Genomic DNA, 18,880 nt, shown 5'->3' on the forward strand with positions numbered 1-18,880 from the left:
GGGAAGACAGAGTCCCCCTATGATTACCGTTTACACTAAAAAAATTATAAGTTCAAATTCAATGAAGCAATAGTCAGATATCTCCATAAGACCCTTGGCATAAATATAAAAATCCGTGAGTGGGTTGGAAGCCTCGATCACAATTCACCAAAATTTTTTGACGTTTTATCTTTGTTCACTACAATTATTGTCTTAACCATTCAATTTTATATCTAGCGCCAAATGGAGACTTAAGTTCTGTAATATCTTCGCTAATATATTTTTTGACCCACCTATTATTTGATAGCTTCTCTGCTATTTGAGAGTCTAAATGAGTTTCTGCATTTTTATTAGTTAAATATATTAATTCGTCAACTGAAATTTCTCCCGTAAAACGTACGCCATTGTAATTAACATTATTTATACATACAGGTATCGACCATTTTAATTCTTTATCTTTGATGACCACATTGTTATTTTTAATATTATCATGAATATTTTCAATATCATGGTAAAATTTTTTACTTATATTAATTTGATCCTTTTCTGGTGTTACAAGTGTAACCGCAGTCTCTGTAAAACCAAACAATGAAAGTTCTTTTGCGATTGCAACTTGTCGAGCAGAATTAAGAATTTGTTCAGGGCTATATTTCTCGATTTCACTTTTAAACAAATCATAGTCTGGATCAGCGATTGCTAAAAGAGCCGATTCTGATGAATCACTCTGTGGAATAAACATTCCCGCCACCAATGTGTGAACGAATGTTTTGCCACCAGCTGATTTAACATTGCTTTTTTGTTCCTTTCCCCCCTCAATTGCACCCCATATCGCTTTTTGATTCGTTTGTCCACCTTTACATTCAAGTACACTCATTTCACCGCTTAAATCATATGCAATATAGTCTGGGGTTTTTGACGGTCCTCTTTTGGAACGCTTAATTGTGGTAACCGTTTTTAATTTATTAATCACCCAATTTGTATCAGCATAATATTGAAAATCAAGCGTAGAAAGTAATGCCCATGTTGTAAATGCAACACCAAGTTCATCACTTGCAACAGTTTTTTGATGAGAATCAATATCAGCCCATCCCGAACAAAATCTTAAGTCAGCCCCTGTTATAAAAGCTGGGGGATAACGTAACCATGCCCAACAATCTGCAAGTGTAAATCCTCTTGTAATTGGCGGTTTTGTCAATATTCCAAAAAATAACAAGCAGCAATCTAAATCAATATCCATGCGTCCTGTTTTCGCCAAGGAGTAAAGCTTAGGGGGAACAGTATGGGGAGGTATCCAACTCGAATTTTCAATTTTTACATTAATTGTTTTAATATTTGCCATTATATTTCCCGCTTACAAATAATATTGATTATATTATTTTCTTACCTTTTGTCAATATTTCTTTCAGTTTTCTTTACGTTATAAGGTACATTTCATATAACGATACACGTTTACGATGGTTTCCCCTTACAAATAATTTAATAAAATATATCCCTATTCATATCTTTCTTGTTTTTATTTCTTAAATATTTATGTGTGAAAGCATCAAATATTTTCCCTCAATTTGACGTAATGGGAACAGCGAAAGAGATTCAGCATCTTGATATTGTTTGAGAGCGCTATTTCCTAGTATTTCTATAGGTGCTTTGGTGGGGTAAGAGAGTGCCTATTGTTAAATGAAGTCAATTTCAATTTTTTTTCGTAAATATCGTATTTTCAACGCCGAACGGCTCCCAAATCATACACCTGGAAATAATAGACAGGCCCTGCCGGTGTTTGCAGACATACCTGCATACCCCCGCCAAGCTAAGATTTGAACCATTTTTCATAACTGATTTATTTCTTTGTCAGACAAGGAGTTACTTAAAAACGACCATTTGTATAGTAAGAACGTATCTCTTTAGCAGGGCTAGGACTCGAACCTAGGACCTCCGGGTTATGAGGGTGTGATTTTTTGAACCATTAAAACTCATTGCGTATCATCAAGGATTATTTTAACATCCTCCGGCATTCCGCAATAATTTATTTGACCTATCAAGAGTGATTGAGACTCATTGCGGATAACGCAATCCTTTTTGCTATATGTCATTTTTATGTGACAGTTCCGACCATGTCATAAGACACATCTTTTAATTTGTAACGATGGTTAGCTGAAACTCTCCGGCTCTACTGATAAAGCCGGAGGTATACATAAATATTAGGAAGCGCTCGTTTGCTCGTGTTGCTCGGGGGTATCTTTGAGGTTTCCGGCCTCTTGAGCAGGGCGAGCAAAACGATCAGCGAGCGCATAGACCCCATTATTTTTTTGCAAGGCTCCATCTCTATCCATTGCTGATAAAAGACGACGTACAGACGAATATGCCCGTGTTTCTCCTTCCTCCTTCATTTTCTCATAAATCGCCTTTGAAGGGTGCGGTCCATTATCTTTTATCCACTCAAGAATTGATTGTCGTTCATCCGATTCTTGCATGTCTTTCTTGTCCCCTTCAAGTTTCCAGCCACCGCAATTCAGATCGAAGGATAAAACCAATTCTTTTTCTGAAATGTCTCTGCCTGTTATCAATAGGTCTGCCTTTTTATCACCACGGCCACGACGTAATATGATTGTACTATCAGCAGCTGCTGATAAAGCTTGAGAACCCAGAACATCGTCCAGCCAATCTTTAGACGAATCCTTTGTCTTTTTTCTGGTATGATGAACTATAACAATAGCAATACCCAGATTATCAGCGATAGCCTTTAATTCTACTGCCTTTTCGGTATTTTCTGAATAATCATTTGGCCGTGCTACTTTAGCAAAACGACCCCAAGTGTCGATGATAACAAGGCGAGTTCCCATATCATGTTTTAGATATGTCGAAAGATGCTTAAACCCCAAGTCCCATTCAGTAATAAACTGTAAATTAGGCATTGCCTTGGCATTAAGTTTAAGCAATCTATCCTTGAGTCGACGTCCAGTGTCTTCCAAGGCCAGATATAATACACCTGCCTTATCAACTGGAATTTTTCCAAAAACACGCTCACCAGAAGCAACAGCTATAGCAACCGATAACATTAGCCAGCTTTTTCCTAGTTTCGGAGCTCCTGCAAGAAGTGAAAGACCTGTTGTAATGAGTTCAGGGACAATCCACTGAATAGGAGGAAATTCACGTGTTAGTAATTCCTCGGCGGTCCAATAAATACTTTTTTCGCCTTCTTGCTTATCATCAATATTCATTCTTTATCTCCTGTGTACCCAGATGGTAGGGTAATGATTTATAGAAATGATGAAGTGATACAAAGCCCCGGAATTTGAGGCTTTGTACCGATTTCATCATCATTCCTGATGTCCATAGATAATTTCGTTTTTCACTTCCCAATCTTTAGTCCGTTCTAGTAACGTGTGGGTAATATCCACCACTTTGCGATCATGTACCCGAATAACAATACTTATTTCCCCATAGTTTAATTTCTCTAATTTGGGAAACAGACGATCAATAATGAGGGATTCTATCTTCTCACGATTTTTAATGTTCATACCGTACCCCCCTTAAGTTGAGTACACTCCTCAAGATATTTTTCCAATGTAACTTTTTTGAAAAATATCCGTCGCCGTATCTGAATGCGAGGAATTGGAAGACGGTCTAGCGTCGTCTTGCAAACGTGAAGATACTCCGCCGCCTGATTGCGGGTGAGTAGGCCTGCGATACTTTCTTTGTTCATAGATTCTTCTCCTTATGCGAATAAATACGCCTTAATTGGCTTTCGCATTTGAAGAGAATACTCGATGAATTATATATTTACCAAACTTTACTATAGTTTACGATTTTTTTGCTGTTGAGATTTTTTGGTCTTGAAGCTATTTGCGACAAGGCCGCCTTTCTTGCCTTTTAGGTAAGTTTTCATGAAAGTTTTAACATCCCCGATTTTTATAATACCGGCTTGCTGAGATTGAGAAAGAAAAGTAAAAACATCATCTACTGATGTGTTTATCCAATATTCTGTTGGAATATTTTTATTTTCTGCTTTTCTTGGTTTTCGTACAACCTGTTGCTCGGAAATCAATAAGCGTAAAACATCGTTAATAATAGCTTTCATTCCCGTTAACATATTTCGAGGTGCTTTATCAACTTGTTCCTTAATACGGGAATCTAACGCTGTTTTTACAAGGTCTTTTAGATTTGGTGGATAGATAATTGGTTTCAGTTCGTTCTGTAGCGTTTGCAATTCTTTAAGAATTTCATCCTGCGTATCTGGCATTAGTGAATCCTAAACCAGAAAAGAGCCCTTTTCAAGTCCTTTCTTTTCTTAGACCGTCCCGATGTACCCTGTAAAGCCGAAAACGCAAGAAAAATACCTTCCTGTGCAAAGGAAAGCCTCTCCAAAAGACCCCGAGGAGCCGTCTCCGTCTACCCCTTTTTCTTCACTTCCTTAGTTAACTTGGCAGCAGCCTTCGGTTTTGCAGAGGTTTTAGCCTTTGCGGAGTACAATTCCGGAAATAAGCTCTTGAAGTGTTCAAAGACGTTTTCAATTTCGGTAAAGCCACTGGCAAAGTCCTGGTCATTCTTGGGCATTCTTGTTCCAGTAATGACCTCAGTATCGTAAGCCGTTACCGTAGGTCTCCAGATATTGTCGGGGATAAATTGCCCGTTCAAGGAGACCAGAAACAATTCCCAATAGCCGGAAGAAGGCAAATGTATGGGAGAAATAGCCCTTGTTTTTGAATAGGCCGAAACGGTCTTTACTTGAACCAATACTTCCCTGCCTATTGCTAAATCGAATGGATACCTTATATCCCACCCTTTTTGAGAAGGTCCACCGAATTCAATGTCGGGGTATCCTTGTCTTTTCAGGTATTCAAAAATATAAGCTTCTCCAATTAGGCCGGTTTTTTGGTCTCCTGTTTTGGGAACAAAATCGAAGGTTTTGTCCTTTTGTATGTCCTCAAATTGCTTGTATACCTCTGCGTATTTCTTGACTGCCTCAATGAAAGTATCAAAGTTTCCCATACATATCCCCCAAAAGACATACAATTTTATTCTCAAATCCGATGTATTTCTAATGGAGAAACATTATATCTCTATTAGAAAATGTCAAGGGACATACACTTCATTCCTTCTTGTTCATAGCGTACTGAAAAGGATAGGCTATTAGAACCATCGTCAACATCAAGACACGATTTTTTATTTCAGGCGGAGCCAAATTTGCAGCACCGGAACCATCGTCATAAATCTTCCCGGCTAAAATAAACACTCTACCAATAATACCTTCCTCACTGGTTAAATCTTCGTACTCCGTCCCCTCATAAGGGTTGAGTTGGAAAGTCACAAATCTCTCCTGAACCACCTTTTCGGCTTGCTCAATAAGCGCTATTAACTCCTTCTCCTGCTCTGGAGTAGGGGGGCCAGCATATATTACCACCGAAAACAGGGTTATCAAAATAATGACAAATAGCATTTGCTTTTTCATAACCCTAGTCCCTCTGACCGTGCCCCAACGATTTGAAGCATTCTGCGTTTTATTGCATTTACAGCTTCAACCTTTTGGTCATATTGCACTTTATCGAGATAGCCATTTCTTAAACCAACATCAAGAAGCTCTGTGTATTTTTTGATTTTTTTATCAAGGTCCGCATTTCCAATAGACCAACCATACTTCTCAATAAGATTAATCGAAGATTCGATATTACCTATTGCCGTAGCTAACTCAAAGGACCAGTCATCTTTTGCATCGGCATAGACCGCTACTATTCCCAAAAATACAAAAATCACCATCAGACTGGCTATTTTTTTCACTATGTCCTCCTACCTTTGTCAGCGTTGGCTATAATCTGTATTATCTTTTTCAAATAAAACCAAATACCCGGCTCCAAATGTCCACAGACCTAATGTTACAATCAGAATTACAATTTGTATTATCGAAATAAATATATTTCGTGTTGCATGATCAAGAATCTGATGACAATTCCATCCAGCAGAATTATATTTCTGTATGACTTTCTCTAATGCCTTTCGGGGATTTGTAGCAACCGCCCCTATCAATCCACCAGAAAGTGATACCCGCACGATTTTGTTTATCTTTTTCCGCTTGAACCCATCGTCCACGATTATATTATTATTAAAATCGCTTTCATCTTCTTTCTCTTGCTTCTTGGCAATAATTACACCAACAATAATAATTACTATTGCAAGAAAAGGGAGAACACTTGTTATAGGGCTGGTCCCACTAATACCCTCCTGCCCAAACACTGAACCGATGCTTAAGAATATTACCAATATTCCACAACCCAACTTTTTCATAAAATCCTCCTACCTTATAGTTGCTCCCAGCCGCCCTTCCAATGCCCGGAAAATGCAACTTTTTTAGAAATCTTGTAGTTATTTACTCCAAGTTTCTCTTTTGGAGAATTATACAATCTCCATTAGGTGTTGGTCAAGTTAATCAATCCAATAATAGAATTAGATATTCTCCAAAAGGGTGGGTTATGACTGAACGGGAGTTACGGAGCATATTGAGCCTCAATATCAAACGGTTTCGTAATAGCCGCAATTTGTCCCAGGCCGATTTGGCTGAAAAATTGGATATTTCCGTTAATTTCCTGAGCAACATTGAAAACGGCAATAAGTGGATTTCCCCGCAAACTTTGGTAAAGTTCGCCTCCGCCCTGAATATTGAGCCTTTTGAACTCTTTAAGCCGGAAGCGGCTTTGCCCCCAGATGTGTCTACTGTCCTTAACAAATACACCGATGAAGCAGTGGCGGCTGTTACGAAGACCCTCAACAACATCCGGGGCTATTACCTTACTCAAACCGATGTCCCGCCTAAAGACTGACCCTCTTTTCCGGTATTACACTTCCCGGAGTAGCCCTCTATTTGCTTCCGTACTCCATCGAGGCGTTTCCGTATTTCTTGGTGGAGTATCTTTACCCCCTGCGGGGTATTGGCCTCTATGTCCTCATAGTTCAGAATTAACAGGGGTATCATATCTCCCAATGCGGTCAGTTCAGCGGCTATTTCTATAAGTTCGTATTCTGCCTTTTCGGTAATCGCCTTTTCCATACTATGCCCCCACCTGTGCGACTGCCCCGGACATGTCCGGCAATAAACCGCCGAAGGTCTCTATCTGTGCCGCTTGCATCTTTGCCCGGTCTCCAGATAAGGAATGTTCCGAATAGTGATCCAGCATGATGAGGGTTTTATGTCCGGTCTGCCGTTGTAATATTTTTTCATTGACCCGGTCTCTCATGTAGGAGGTAAAGTAATGTCTCCATCCATGGAAGGTATAATTTCGGGCCGATTCTTCACTCATCCCGGTTTGTAGCAGGGCCTCCCGTAACTGCCCATTAAACATTTGCTGTTCCATGGGTTTATCCGCCAATATTTCAGCCCAGAAAACATAGCCCTCCATATCCTGTTGGTGAGGATTACTTGCAGCCATAGTTATCAGTTCCTGCATAAGTCCCGGAAAAGGAACCTCTACTGTCCGGCTCTCATTGGTCTTGGTAGTTTTGAGGCCATCCCGCCGATTCCATGAATGGTGGACATAGAGACAATCTTTCCCTAAGTCTTGAACCCGTAGGCCCTGTATTTCCCCGGCTCTCATACCGGTTACCATAGCGAGCATATTAGCTAGCCGTGCCCGGTCATCGTTCCACGTAATTCTGAAAACCGCCGAGGCTAGTTCAGGGGTTAAAATCTGCCGTTCCGCCGCCTTTCCGGAGAACCATGTGATACCTTGGGTTACATCCTTATCTATCATTTCCTTGTTAAAGGCCCATGACAGGGCAATAGTCCCGGCCTGAATGATAGTGTTCTTGCGTTTCGCCGACATCGGCCTTGTTTTAGCTTTTTTGCCCTGCTGCTGTTTCCCTATAATGACGATTACATCGTCCAATGTTTCAACAAATGCCTCGATGTCCTGCCGGGTTATTTCACCGAGGAGTTTTCCGGAAAAATAGGGAACCCAGTATCTCTTGACCGCCCCGGACTGTTCCAGACAATACCGTCTATGGATTCCGTGATTCTTTCGTAGTTTCTCTTTGATATAGGGGGAGTTGTCATAGTCCCAGAAGTTGGTGAGGTATTCTGAAAAATCCCTGTCCTGTTTGGTTCCGGTTAAAATTGCGATTTTGAGGAAGCCCTGGCGTTGCAATTCCTTTATAATGAAATCAACATCATCGGGGGTTAAATCGGCGGCCTTCGCCATTTCCCTTAACGAATACCGTTTGAGGTCTACCGGCTTGCCATTCTGTTGAGGTATTCCGTCCCGGAGCCACTCAAAGGCGGTCTGTATCGCCGCCGATTCGGTTACTTGCCCGGTACTGATTGGCGTGAGGTATTTGCCAGTCTGTTGATTCTTGAAGGCAACCACGAAGCAGGGCCGATTGGCCCGCTTGAACACTGAAAAGGGGAGAGACTTTTTCATTTCCCTAATCCTTGCTGAATGGCACCCAAGACGATTTTATATGTCGTCTTATATGACATTCTTGTTTCTGCAATGATTAGGAACGCCTCTTGAATAGGAAGTTCCCCGCCGAGGCTGTTACAACGTAACACTCCTGGTGTTTAGATAGTCCAAAATACCCCACCGGTGGGGATGTCTCATTTTAGCAGGGCTAGGACTCGAACCTAGGACCTCCGGGTTATGAGCCCGACGAGCTGCCAACTGCTCTACCCTGCGTTAAATTGTTTAAGTAGTATACTATTCTCTACATAAAAGGTCAACTACCCGAGTAGCGGATTAGCTGGACCGAGGAGAAAAGAGCGGTAAAGGCGATAAGAATGGGGAAAACCAGGGGGATACCCGGGCTTACGATCATAAAGTTATACATGCCGTGGATGCCGACGGCGTAGAATAAGCGGACCAGGGCGAGGCCGGGAGCATCCCTAATATGGAAGGCGGCCATGCCTATCCTGGTACCACAGGCGCCGTGCAGGGGGGCGGAGGTAACTGCCCGGACCAGGGCGATGCTGAAATTCCCCACGCCGTATATGGCGGTTTCTATTACCGCAAAGCCCAACCCTGCAATAAGTCCCGTAATGGCGCTAAAAGTGGGGGTGTAGGCTTTCGTGTTTTTACTTCGTTCAAAACGGCGGAAAAGGCCAAAAAGAAGGGAAAAAACCCCTAAACGGCTGAGCTCCTCCGTCAGTGTAATCTGGATAAAGATTTTAAACAGCAGTATGCCCATGGTGGCTTCATCGTTCTTGGGGAACAGACTTTGCAGTATTGCGGCTATTCCCAGGGAAAAGGCGCCTCCCAAAAGGGCCAGAAGAAACCACGGCAGCCCTATGGGGAAGCGGCGTACACGGAGCCAAATTATAACAACCAGAACCGGCAGGGCGGAGATAAAAATTAAAAGCAAAAGAATCCACAATCCGTTCATAACTATAGCCTAATAGTAAGTTATTCTATATGGTAGGTCTATACACATGGAAAATCATTCTACTAGAATAATTCTCATAACCGGGCCAAAACATTCGGGTAAAACCAGTGTAGGCCGGGTCCTGGCGGAGCTTCTGGGCGCCGGATTTATCGATCTGGATGAACTTATAGAACAGCAGACCGGGAAAATTCCCCGGACCCTCTACAAGGAGGGCCCTGAAATATTCCGGCAAGCGGAAACCCGGGCGCTGGCAAGCCTTCTCCCGGAAATTACCGGCGGGAGGCCCAGGGTGGTTGCGGCCGGGGGAGGGCTTATCGACAACCCTAGTGCGTTGGAATTGTTGCAAGATTCCGGCGCAGGGGTGATGACGATCTGTCTTGAAATAACGGCGGATACGGCTTGGGATCGGATCAGCATGACGGCACAGAGAACCGGAGAATTACCGCCCTTTCTCAATACCGAAAATCCCCGGGAAACCCACGCCGCCCTGCATAAGCGCCGGGGAGCCGCCTATAGGGCATTCGCCTCCCTTACCCTTAGCGCCGAAGGAAAAACTTCCGAGGACATAGGCCGGGAAATAGCGGACCTTATAGAAAGGAAAGATGTATGAATAAACGGGTTGATATCAAAAAAATCGATCTGACACTGCTGGTTCTGGCATTGGTTTTACTGGCCGTGGGTTTTCTCTTTACCCTGCTGATAAAAAAAGTAAACCCGGTACAGAAAAAAAATACGGTCCTGGTATTTACCCAGTGGTGGCAGGATGAAACAGAAGCAGAAACATTTTCGGTACTAAAAACGGATTTTGAAACCCTTAACCCGGGTGTTACGATCCAACTGGATAACCGGCCCTATGCAGAAATACTGAGCGCCCTCAGATCGCATGAGGTATCCCCCCTAAACTCGGATATCCTTGGCCTGGATCCTCTCTGGTTTGAGGATTTGATCCGGCAGGATCTCCTTGAAGAATTGGATGCCTACAATCCTTCCGAAAACCCATCCCCCCCTGCGGTTCCGGATCAGGGCTACGGAAAATGGGGGCGCCATCTGATTTCCTTTACCAGCCCCCTCTTTTATAACATTGAACTACTTCAATCCGCCGGATTTGACCGGCCTCCAAAAAGCCGCGCAGAGATACTCACCTATGCCCGCTCTGTTACGGATAAATCCGCAGGGCAGTATGCGCTGGCTCTGGCTTTAAGCCCGGAAAATCCCCGTGGCGTATACCGGGATCTTTTTTCCTGGATCTGGGCTTCGAGCCCGGCCATGACCCGGGAAGGCCGGCCGGACTTTTCCGCCCGGGCTATTACCGGTACCCTGGCTTTCCTGAAACAACTACGGCAGGAAGAGTTTCTTCTGCCGGGAACCTTTACCAGAACCGACGCTGAAAAACGGGAAGATTTTATCCAGGGTCGTTCCGCAATGATGATAGCCTCCGTAGCGGATATCCATGTCCTGCGTGAACGTATGGGGGAATCTGCATTTGGGATCACCGCCATCCCCGGTGAATCATCCTTCGGGGGAAAGCCTGTCCTGGGCTTAACCGGCTGGTATCTCGGTATACCCCGGAGTTCCAAGCATAAGGATGAAGCCTGGGCTTTCCTGTCCTTTCTCCTGGAGCAGGGCGCCTTCATCGCCGAAAAAGCCCATGCGGTTCCGGGAAGCCGGGGCAATGCGATAGATTTCATCACCGGGGATCATCTCTATGCCAAGGCCTACGATATGTATACTGTTGGGGAGACTGTCCAGGAATTTACCGGTGTACGCAGGGTTGACGAATTTGAGACACTGGTCCGGGAACAGGTATACGCCCTTTTTGAAAAAGACCAGAGCCCGGAAGAAACTGCCAAGCACATCCAGCAACGCTGGGAAGAATTATAGTCCACAGCGGGAATACTATATCAGCCAGAACCGGGAATCGAACCCGGGACCTGCACATTACGAGTGTGCCGCTCTGCCAACTGAGCCATCCTGGCATAGGGCTTATTCTAGCAAATCCGGCGGAAAAGGACAAGACAGGCGATTTTGACAAGGACAAAGTTTGTTGACCGCGGCCTATTGATCTTTTTCCCCCCTTTTTCTATACTGAATTTCTATTAATTTGCTTTCATGACCATTATATAGATAGGAGAAATTCCCATGAAACGGACTTATCAACCCAGTAAAGTAAAGCGGAACCGCAAATTCGGGTTCCGGGCCCGGATGAAAACCCGCGGCGGAAGGCTTGTTTTAAAGCGCCGGCGGGCAAAAGGCCGGATTAAACTGACCGCTTCCGATGAAAAGAAGCCCTATTAGACGGATCTTTCGGTTTAAGCGAAATGAACGGTTAAAGAGAAGGGAAGAGATACGGGCGGTTTTTAACCGTGGAAAGGCGGTTAGCTGTCCGGGCGCAAAGCTGTTCCGAATGGAAAACGGGCTTTCCCATAACCGGATTGCTTTTACGTTTGCGCGGAAATTCGGGAATGCGGTGGAACGGAACCGGTGCCGGCGAGTTGGCCGGGAAGCGTACCGGCTCATGCAGAACCGGCTGAAAACAGGCTACGACCTGGTTTTACTGGTGTATCCGGGTAAGGATTTCCTGGCGGACCGGATGGATCAGCTTAAAATGCTGTTTTCTCGAACCGGTTTATTGACGGGAACTGAATAATGACGATTTTACAAAAAGCGGCGTTGCTTTTGATCCGATTTTATCAGCAAGCGGTTTCCCCCCATTTCCCCTCCCATTGCAGGTATACGCCCAGTTGTTCCGCCTATGCTTATGAAGCGGTGTGGAAATACGGCGCCCTCCGGGGCGGGTTCCTGGGACTTAGACGGATCCTGCGTTGTCATCCTTTCCATCCCGGGGGTTACGATCCGGTACCTTAGCGATGGGGAAAGCAGATAGACTTTCCCCTTGGAGTTTACATGGAAAAAAGAACATTACTGGCCGTGGTGCTTTCAATTGTGGTGATATCGGCATTCTACTTTATCCAGGGAGTATTTTTCCCTCCCAAACAGCCGAATTCTTCCAATACGGTAACGGAACAGCCCGGAGGACAGCAGATAATTGCCGAAAACCCCCAGCCGGTTGATTCGGGGACTATCTCTGTGGAGGAAGTTCTCCCCGAAGAAATCCCCATCAGCGCCGGTCCCAGTACAGAACAGCGGGTAACTATTGATACCGGCCTTGCCCTGGTAGTTCTGACCAATGCCGGGGGGGATGTGGTTTCCTATAAGCTTCGGGAACACAGCGACCGGGATGATTTTGTGGAAATGGTCCTCCCGGGAAAAACCGAATCCCATGCTTTTACCATTGCCCTGGGGAATGTCAACGCCCAGCCCATAAATTCCTTCTTCAATGTAACCCGTGTTTCCGATTCTATCGTTGAATTTTCCCGGGATTTTGCCGTTTCAGGCAGTGGGAATTCCGGCGGCAGCCGGGTCCGATTGACAAAACGGTACGACTTCAGGCCCGGTGAATATATGTTTGAGTTGACGGTTACCCTGGATGGCGGGCAAACCCTGTCGTCCCTCAACTTTTCAGGGGGCGGCGCCTCCGGTGTTGCCTATACCCTGGGTTCAGCCCCTCAGTTCGGCCCGCATTTCGCAAAACTGGACCAACGCTACGAATACCGCCGCTACTATACCTTTACCAACGGCAAATTCAAGACCGAAGGCGACCAGGCAAAGGTGGCCAAAAACAGTCCCATGACTATCAGTCCCGGGTATACCTGGGGGGCTGTGGCGGGTAAGTATTTTACCCTCATCGCGGTACCCTTGGCGGGTCAGGCGGAAATGGTTTTCTCCACCCGTCCCGAACCGGGGATCTCAGACAGTTCCCGGTTGTACATGGTCCGGCCCGCAGTGAACAGTTCCCACGTCGCTGATGTATACCGCTTCTACATGGGCCCCAAAAGCCAGAACGCTCTGGGGGTCTACGATACGGCGGCCAATAGCTTTAAGCTCCGGGATTTGCAGCTCATCAAGGTTGCCAATACCAGCGGCTTTTTGGGACCACTGGAAACCCTGTTAAAATGGCTGCTCATGATCTTCTATAAAGTAATTCCCAATTACGGGGTAGCGATTATCCTCCTTACCCTTTTGGTTAAGGTGGTCATGTTCCCCCTAACCAAGAAGGGTACCGAGTCAACCCTGCGGATGCAGACCCTTTCGCCGAAGATCAAGGAACTCCAGGAAAAATACAAGGACAATCCCCAGAAGATGAATGCCGAAATGGGGGCTCTCTACAAAAAAGAGGGGTACAATCCCCTTTCGGGATGCCTGCCCATGCTCGTCCAGTTTCCGATTTTCTTCGCCATGTACAATCTCTTCAATACACATTTTGATCTTCGCGGAGCTATGTTCATTCCCGGGTGGATACCGGATCTATCCCTGCCGGAATCGATTTGGAATTTCGCGCCTTTCCGCTTACCCCTTCTTGGATGGAGCAATCTAAGGGCATTGCCATTCATCTACGTGGGCTCACAGCTACTTTATGGCAAGGTAACCCAAACCCCGGATCAGAAGGGCAATTCCCAGATGAAGATGATGCTCTATCTCATGCCTATTATGTTCTTCTTCATCCTGTATGATGTTCCATCGGGCTTGTTGGTGTACTGGATCATGTCAAATGTGCTGACCCTGGTTCAACAGCTTACTATTAATAAATATCTGGCCAAGAAAAAGGGGATACTGGCAGAAGCGCCGGCCCCTGCACCGGTACTGGTGCCGCCAAAAAAGAGGAAGAAACGATAATCGTTTAGGTAATCTCTATCGCGAGGAGCGCGTTATGGTATATGAATTTGAAGGTCGTACCGAAAAAGAAGCAATTGATCGGGCGGCAGAAGAGTTGGGGCTTGAAAAGGACGGTTTCGATGTCGAAATCCTTGAAACCCAGCGTTCGGGTTTGTTTAAGAAGGGATTTGTAAAAATCCAGGTTCATACCGACAAGCCGGTATCGCTGAATCCTTCCAAACCCAGTCCCGAGACTAGTCAATTCAGGGAAGCTGCAGTTTTTGGTGACCCGGAATCTCAAAATGAGTTTGAACAAAAGCTGGTTGATTTTTTGGAAGGGCTTATCGAACGCATGGGGTATAACGGAAAAGTAACGGTACTGTTCAGGGAAGAGCGGAAGATTGGTCTTAAGATCGACTCCGAGTATTCCTCTATCCTTATTGGGAAAAAAGGGAAAAATCTGGACGCCCTCCAGCTTCTGGTGAATATCTACGCCGGGCGCCAGGGCCGTGAGGATATGCGGGTCATCCTGGACAGCGAAAACTACCGGATCCGCCGGGAAGAATCGCTGGTTCGTCTGGCCTATACCGTGGCGGATCGGGTCCGGGAAAACCGCGGATCGATTTTGCTGGAACCCATGAACCCCTTTGACCGCCGGCTCATCCACACTACCCTGAACGACATCGCCGATGTGGAAACGAAAAGCGAAGGGGAAGGACTGTACAAGCAGGTCCGGGTCTTCTACCGCGGCAGTATGCGCTAACAGAAAAGGATATGCCCTTTAAACTTCGTTTGGGGTCCTGGTGGCTATAAAAAATATCAGGAACCCCCAAGGGGTCCCCCCGATATTTTTTACACCACCACCCCCGATAACGTAATGAGGGCATATCCTTTTCTGCCGATTCGCAGAACCGGTGTTACAAGGTGGGTGAAATTTTTTATGAACATCTTAAAAACACGGGCGGATATTGCCGGGCTTTCGGTGTTTTCCGCACTTAAGAAACATCCCCTAATCCAATCCCTGGATGCTTTGCTGAAAAGTGTTTCTACGCAGGAAACTTCGTTGCAAATAGCAGAGGCCGATCCTTTAGATTTAGTTCGGGGCTGGGCGAATTTTGCGGGAAACTTAGCGCAACCTGCAACGAAGTTCCCCGCGCTATTTGCAACGAAGTTCCCCGCGCAGCAAGATTCGTTTAACTCCTTCTATTCGCTGATATCTTTTTTAACTATCACCGATGACAATGCTTTTACCCGGAAACTGGAGCTGCGAAACTGCGCGGGAAACTCCGTTGCAAATAGCGGTTCGCAAACCACAGGGGCGATGTACCTGGACCAGCTTTCCCCGGCGCTTCGTGCCTTGGCCGAAGGCGATCTTTCCCGGCTGGGCCGGCTTGCTGCCTTCAGCCTTCCCGATCTGGGCGCCCATTTGGCGGGTCTGCTCGAAAAAGCCGGCCTGGGGGAGAATGCGGCTGCCATCGCGAAAGCAGCCCGGTTCATGGGCAGTATTGATGGGGGCTTGGACAGCGGATCGAGGCCGGGGCATGGAACAGGGTCTGGCATTCCGGCGGAAATCTTCCCAGGAAATGCTGATTGGGGAGAAGCTCTGCCGCAGTTGGCTGCATACATACGCAGCCATGGGGCGGGCGAATTGGGGCTTTACAGTTCCTTCTCCTGGTCCGGTTCTTCACTCAGGCCGGTTCTTAACCCGGACCCAATTAGACTGGCGGATCTTTCGGGCTATGAGGATCAGCGGTCCATCGTAACAGCCAATACCCACCGCTTTCTTGAGGGGAAGATCGCCAATAACCTGCTCCTGTACGGGGATAGGGGAACGGGAAAATCCGCCACGGTTAAGGCGGTATGCAACGAATATACTGAACGGGGACTGCGGCTCATCGAAGTACGCAAAGAGCGTCTTCCGGAACTGCCGGCCATATTAGATATTCTATCATCCCGATCCCTGCGTTTCATCGTCTTTATCGACGACCTTTCCTTTGAAAACACCGACGATTCCTTCACGAGTCTTAAAGGTTTGTTGGAAGGGGGCGTTGAATCCCGGCCGGATAATGTGGTGGTCTATGCCACCAGCAACCGCCGCCACCTGGTAAAGGAGCGCCTTTCCGACCGGCCCAGTTCCGCCGAAGCTGCAAACGCCGCCTCCACCGGGGATATCCGGGCCTTCGACACCATGCAGGAACAGTTCTCCCTGGCGGACCGCTTTGGCCTTACCGTGGTCTACACCGCCCCAAACCAGGACGAATACCTGCGTATCGCCTGCTTCATCGCCGAACAGCGGGGTATACTGAACACCGGTTCCGATGAGGCGGCCCGACAGCGCTTCCGGGATAATGCCCTCCGCTGGGAACGGTGGTTCAATGGACGCTCGCCCCGGACGGCAGTGCAGTATGTGGAGTGGGTCGCCGGAGGCGCCGGATTTCCTTGGGAAAGCTAAGAAAAAAAACGCCGCTCACCGGTTACCCGGCAAGCGGCCCCATATATAAAACGCCCCTCATCAGGGCGCACCAGCGCGGAAGCTGAATTATAGCCCCCGCGATATCTTCTACTGTAACCCCACAATGATCCCCCGTAAAGGATTATTTAACGAAATTTACTATTTATTTCCAACTTACTAAAGCAAATTACGCATCCGCACCCTCCTTTTATACAAGGAGCCTTATTATGATAAATACAGAACCTGACAAAACCCCCATACCTGCCCCCGGTACTATGATCCGGAGCATAACTTGTCATTTGAGGGGCTGACCGCTATAATTGACGTTGAACTGCTGAAGGCGGAGCAGTTCCTGGCCAAACCGGTTCCGGAAATGACGACCATAGAACGGTGGGCGGTGTTTTTCCGGTATGTCCAGGACCCCACATGTCGGGAGTTGATTAACGAGATACTAAACTCCGAGGAGGCAATATCCATGGCGGCGGAAGAACTTTTAACCGTAAGTGAGGACGAGATACTGCGGGCGCGGTATGAGTACACACTCAAAAATGAACTGGATTGGCAGAGCGGCATAGTAAGCGCAAAACGGGCCGGGTATAAGCAGGCTGCGATGGAATATGACGGAAAAATCCAGGAGAAAGACGGGATAATCCAGGCCTTGGAACAGGAGCGGTGGCAATCGGTCCAAAGGTTGCGGGCCTTAGGCCTAAGCGATGAACAAATTGCCGCAGCGCTTAATCTTCCTCCTGAAGAGGTTTCCGAATACCTCAAAAAATAACGGAATTATGGGAAGTAAACGCCTATGGCGCCTCCTTTTTATTCCCAGTCACCGTTCGCCTTGGAAGGCAAACGGTGATTCTTAAACCATATTTTAACTATCAACATATACCCACTGATGATCCTCTTTTACTCCATTGATAATCGTTTTGGCGCTATTATCAACTATTAGCCGATTCCACCCTGCTTTTACAGTTGCATTAAAAGATTTGCCATCTACCGAACCTGTGACTGTTCCGTCAGTATCGGCGTATAAAAAACTTGTCGTTTCATTTTGGTCTTTTGCCAATACCACTTCTATGTCTGTATGATCTTTATCATTTAGTCCATTTATCATTACGCCTTTCATACCCGCAGGAACGGTAACAAGACTGCCTAATTCGGACAAGGTAAAAATATTTTCTCCGGGAGAAGGTATGGTGATTGAAAATCTTCCCGATGTAATAGAACCTTCTGCGAGTGTTACAGAGCCGCCAGGTCCAGTAAGAACCACAACGCTTGCATTCAAAGTATCTGATATGGCGTATTCTGTTATAACAAAGACAGGCTGATTTGTTATGGTAATACTTGATCCAAGCCATAAGGCTGACCATTTTGTATATTCTGAATCATCAAGAGTCAGGGTATTCCCTCCATTAGTTATGGAATAATTGATAGCGAAACCCCCAATGGTTATTTCGGTTGCAGTTAAATTATACGTAAAATTGTCCGCAGCTCCTATTTGATTACCACTCGCATCATACGTCTTACTAGAGCCGGTGCCATCGCTTTTAAATTCCATTAGCACATATAATTCAATTTCCGGAGTGCCAGGATTATCATCTGTGCCAATACGCCATATGGTAAATAGTGGATTTGTGCCTTCTGGTGTCCACTTTGCGTAAAGGGTCAAATTACCGGTAATAGGTGTACTGGAGTCAAATGCATTCTGGAGTGCCGTATCGGTAAACCACCCGGCAAAGATATTATCATCCTTGGATGGATTGGCCGGTAATTCTATGGTGGCTCCGGAAGATAAGCCGCTTATCGCCGTCACTGCCGATCCGCCGTTTGAGTTAAAGGTTACAGTAAAGGTGCTCGGGCCCTCTACCACCGGCGTAAAACTGCCAATGGTCAGCACGTCCGAGAGATTGCCCGCCGTGTCCACTACAATGATATAGGCTTTGTACTGCGCGCCTGCCGTAAGGCCGGTAACAGCAATGGTGTTTGCCCCAACACTAACCGCCGCCGATCCCGCCACTGCCGTACTGTCCGGCGTCTTTACCGCCGCCGCGTTAGGGGAGGCGATGTTTGACGGCATCACTACATAGAAGTGGGTCCCCGCTTCATTGGAGCTAAAGCTGAGGGTGGCGGTGGTTCCGTTCGCAGAGGACAGATTGTTCACGGCTCCATTGCTTAACACCGGGGCGGTGGTATCGTCACTGGGGCTGTTTCCCGGACATCCGGTAAGAAAAGCGGCCAGGATAATCAGCAAGGGAAAAAGATTTAGATTAAGCCGTAGGGGGGGGGGGGGGGGGGGGAAAAGAAATTGGGGGGGGTATTGGGTTTTTGGGGGGGGGTTTTTTTAGGGGGGTTTTTATTGGGTTTCCCTTTTTTCTT

Annotated in this window: 23 protein-coding genes and 2 tRNA genes; 10 read left to right on the forward strand and 15 right to left on the reverse strand. The window is 46.4% G+C overall.

Annotation, left to right across the window (positions count from 1 at the left end; all coding sequences use genetic code 11):
- Positions 1-184 precede the first annotated feature (184 nt).
- The 9 genes from LQZ19_RS11455 to LQZ19_RS11495 form a co-directional block, all read right to left on the reverse strand.
- The gene (locus LQZ19_RS11455) at positions 185-1,318 is read right to left on the reverse strand and encodes a hypothetical protein (RefSeq protein ID WP_411047802.1); all 1,134 of its coding nucleotides are present in this window, start codon (positions 1,316-1,318) and stop codon (positions 185-187) included.
- 856 nt (positions 1,319-2,174) lie between these two features.
- A complete protein-coding gene (locus LQZ19_RS11460; protein ID WP_411047803.1) occupies positions 2,175-3,194 on the reverse strand; it encodes an AAA family ATPase in 1,020 nt (339 codons plus the stop codon).
- A gap of 99 nt (positions 3,195-3,293) precedes the next feature.
- The gene (locus LQZ19_RS11465) at positions 3,294-3,494 is read right to left on the reverse strand and encodes a hypothetical protein (RefSeq protein ID WP_411047804.1); all 201 of its coding nucleotides are present in this window, start codon (positions 3,492-3,494) and stop codon (positions 3,294-3,296) included.
- Positions 3,491-3,679 (reverse strand): helix-turn-helix domain-containing protein, encoded by a 189-nt coding sequence (locus LQZ19_RS11470; protein WP_411047805.1) that lies wholly within the window; start codon positions 3,677-3,679, stop codon positions 3,491-3,493. Before LQZ19_RS11470 ends, LQZ19_RS11465 begins: the two co-directional genes overlap by 4 nt.
- Positions 3,680-3,769: 90 nt before the next feature.
- On the reverse strand, positions 3,770-4,216 hold the full coding sequence (locus LQZ19_RS11475) for a hypothetical protein (protein ID WP_411047806.1): 447 nt from the start codon (positions 4,214-4,216) through the stop codon (positions 3,770-3,772).
- A 149-nt stretch (positions 4,217-4,365) separates the two neighbouring features.
- On the reverse strand, positions 4,366-4,965 hold the full coding sequence (locus tag LQZ19_RS11480) for a hypothetical protein (protein ID WP_411047807.1): 600 nt from the start codon (positions 4,963-4,965) through the stop codon (positions 4,366-4,368).
- 100 nt (positions 4,966-5,065) lie between these two features.
- Positions 5,066-5,425, reverse strand: coding sequence for a hypothetical protein (locus LQZ19_RS11485; RefSeq protein WP_411047808.1), 360 nt, complete (start codon positions 5,423-5,425; stop codon positions 5,066-5,068).
- Positions 5,422-5,751, reverse strand: a complete 330-nt coding sequence (locus LQZ19_RS11490; protein WP_411047809.1) for a hypothetical protein — start codon at positions 5,749-5,751, stop codon at positions 5,422-5,424. The genes LQZ19_RS11485 and LQZ19_RS11490 overlap by 4 nt, the downstream gene beginning before the upstream one ends.
- Before the next feature lie 18 nt (positions 5,752-5,769).
- Positions 5,770-6,255, reverse strand: a complete 486-nt coding sequence (locus LQZ19_RS11495; protein ID WP_411047810.1) for a hypothetical protein — start codon at positions 6,253-6,255, stop codon at positions 5,770-5,772.
- 185 nt (positions 6,256-6,440) lie between these two features.
- Here LQZ19_RS11495 and LQZ19_RS11500 point away from each other — a divergent pair, with 185 nt between their 5' ends.
- A complete protein-coding gene (locus LQZ19_RS11500; protein ID WP_411047811.1) occupies positions 6,441-6,788 on the forward strand; it encodes a helix-turn-helix domain-containing protein in 348 nt (115 codons plus the stop codon).
- On the opposite strand, the gene LQZ19_RS11505 is transcribed toward LQZ19_RS11500, so the two are convergent.
- The 4 genes from LQZ19_RS11505 to LQZ19_RS11520 form a co-directional block, all read right to left on the reverse strand.
- Complete coding sequence (locus LQZ19_RS11505; RefSeq protein ID WP_411047812.1) at positions 6,761-7,015, reverse strand: hypothetical protein; 255 nt, start codon at positions 7,013-7,015, stop codon at positions 6,761-6,763. The genes LQZ19_RS11500 and LQZ19_RS11505 overlap by 28 nt on opposite strands.
- Before the next feature lies 1 nt (position 7,016).
- Positions 7,017-8,381 carry a tyrosine-type recombinase/integrase gene (locus tag LQZ19_RS11510; RefSeq protein ID WP_411047813.1) on the reverse strand — a complete coding sequence of 455 codons (1,365 nt, stop codon included), beginning with the start codon at positions 8,379-8,381 and terminating at the stop codon, positions 7,017-7,019.
- Between the two features lie 182 nt (positions 8,382-8,563).
- Positions 8,564-8,636: transfer RNA gene (locus LQZ19_RS11515), tRNA-Met, on the reverse strand.
- 40 nt (positions 8,637-8,676) lie between these two features.
- Positions 8,677-9,339 (reverse strand): PrsW family glutamic-type intramembrane protease, encoded by a 663-nt coding sequence (locus LQZ19_RS11520; RefSeq protein WP_411047814.1) that lies wholly within the window; start codon positions 9,337-9,339, stop codon positions 8,677-8,679.
- Between the two features lie 46 nt (positions 9,340-9,385).
- Here LQZ19_RS11520 and LQZ19_RS11525 point away from each other — a divergent pair, with 46 nt between their 5' ends.
- The gene (locus LQZ19_RS11525) at positions 9,386-9,949 is read left to right on the forward strand and encodes a shikimate kinase (protein WP_411047815.1); all 564 of its coding nucleotides are present in this window, start codon (positions 9,386-9,388) and stop codon (positions 9,947-9,949) included.
- Positions 9,946-11,220 (forward strand): ABC transporter substrate-binding protein, encoded by a 1,275-nt coding sequence (locus LQZ19_RS11530; protein WP_411047816.1) that lies wholly within the window; start codon positions 9,946-9,948, stop codon positions 11,218-11,220. The genes LQZ19_RS11525 and LQZ19_RS11530 overlap by 4 nt, the downstream gene beginning before the upstream one ends.
- Positions 11,221-11,242: 22 nt before the next feature.
- Here the strand turns inward: LQZ19_RS11530 and LQZ19_RS11535 are convergent.
- A tRNA-Thr gene (locus tag LQZ19_RS11535) sits at positions 11,243-11,315 on the reverse strand.
- 163 nt (positions 11,316-11,478) lie between these two features.
- Between LQZ19_RS11535 and rpmH the strand changes: the two genes are divergently transcribed.
- From rpmH to LQZ19_RS11570, 7 genes are all read left to right on the forward strand, one after another.
- Positions 11,479-11,634 (forward strand): 50S ribosomal protein L34, encoded by a 156-nt coding sequence (rpmH, locus tag LQZ19_RS11540; protein ID WP_010255950.1) that lies wholly within the window; start codon positions 11,479-11,481, stop codon positions 11,632-11,634.
- Positions 11,615-11,986 (forward strand): ribonuclease P protein component, encoded by a 372-nt coding sequence (rnpA, locus tag LQZ19_RS11545; protein WP_411047817.1) that lies wholly within the window; start codon positions 11,615-11,617, stop codon positions 11,984-11,986. The genes rpmH and rnpA overlap by 20 nt, the downstream gene beginning before the upstream one ends.
- Positions 11,986-12,204 (forward strand): membrane protein insertion efficiency factor YidD, encoded by a 219-nt coding sequence (gene yidD / locus LQZ19_RS11550; RefSeq protein ID WP_411047818.1) that lies wholly within the window; start codon positions 11,986-11,988, stop codon positions 12,202-12,204. The genes rnpA and yidD overlap by 1 nt, the downstream gene beginning before the upstream one ends.
- A 39-nt stretch (positions 12,205-12,243) precedes the next feature.
- Entirely contained in the window at positions 12,244-14,073 is a 1,830-nt protein-coding gene (yidC, locus tag LQZ19_RS11555; protein WP_411047819.1) for a membrane protein insertase YidC, read from the forward strand.
- A gap of 34 nt (positions 14,074-14,107) precedes the next feature.
- A complete protein-coding gene (jag, locus tag LQZ19_RS11560; protein ID WP_411047820.1) occupies positions 14,108-14,815 on the forward strand; it encodes an RNA-binding cell elongation regulator Jag/EloR in 708 nt (235 codons plus the stop codon).
- 177 nt (positions 14,816-14,992) lie between these two features.
- Positions 14,993-16,504, forward strand: coding sequence for an ATP-binding protein (locus LQZ19_RS11565; protein WP_411047821.1), 1,512 nt, complete (start codon positions 14,993-14,995; stop codon positions 16,502-16,504).
- 292 nt (positions 16,505-16,796) lie between these two features.
- Positions 16,797-17,282 (forward strand): hypothetical protein, encoded by a 486-nt coding sequence (locus LQZ19_RS11570; protein WP_411047822.1) that lies wholly within the window; start codon positions 16,797-16,799, stop codon positions 17,280-17,282.
- 93 nt (positions 17,283-17,375) lie between these two features.
- Here the strand turns inward: LQZ19_RS11570 and LQZ19_RS11575 are convergent, their stop codons facing one another.
- Positions 17,376-18,755 carry an InlB B-repeat-containing protein gene (locus LQZ19_RS11575; RefSeq protein ID WP_411047823.1) on the reverse strand — a complete coding sequence of 460 codons (1,380 nt, stop codon included), beginning with the start codon at positions 18,753-18,755 and terminating at the stop codon, positions 17,376-17,378.
- Positions 18,756-18,880 lie beyond the last annotated feature (125 nt).

It is taken from the genome of Treponema primitia, from assembly GCF_046533075.1.
Taxonomy (GTDB): Bacteria; Spirochaetota; Spirochaetia; order Treponematales; family Breznakiellaceae; genus Termitinema; species Termitinema primitia_B.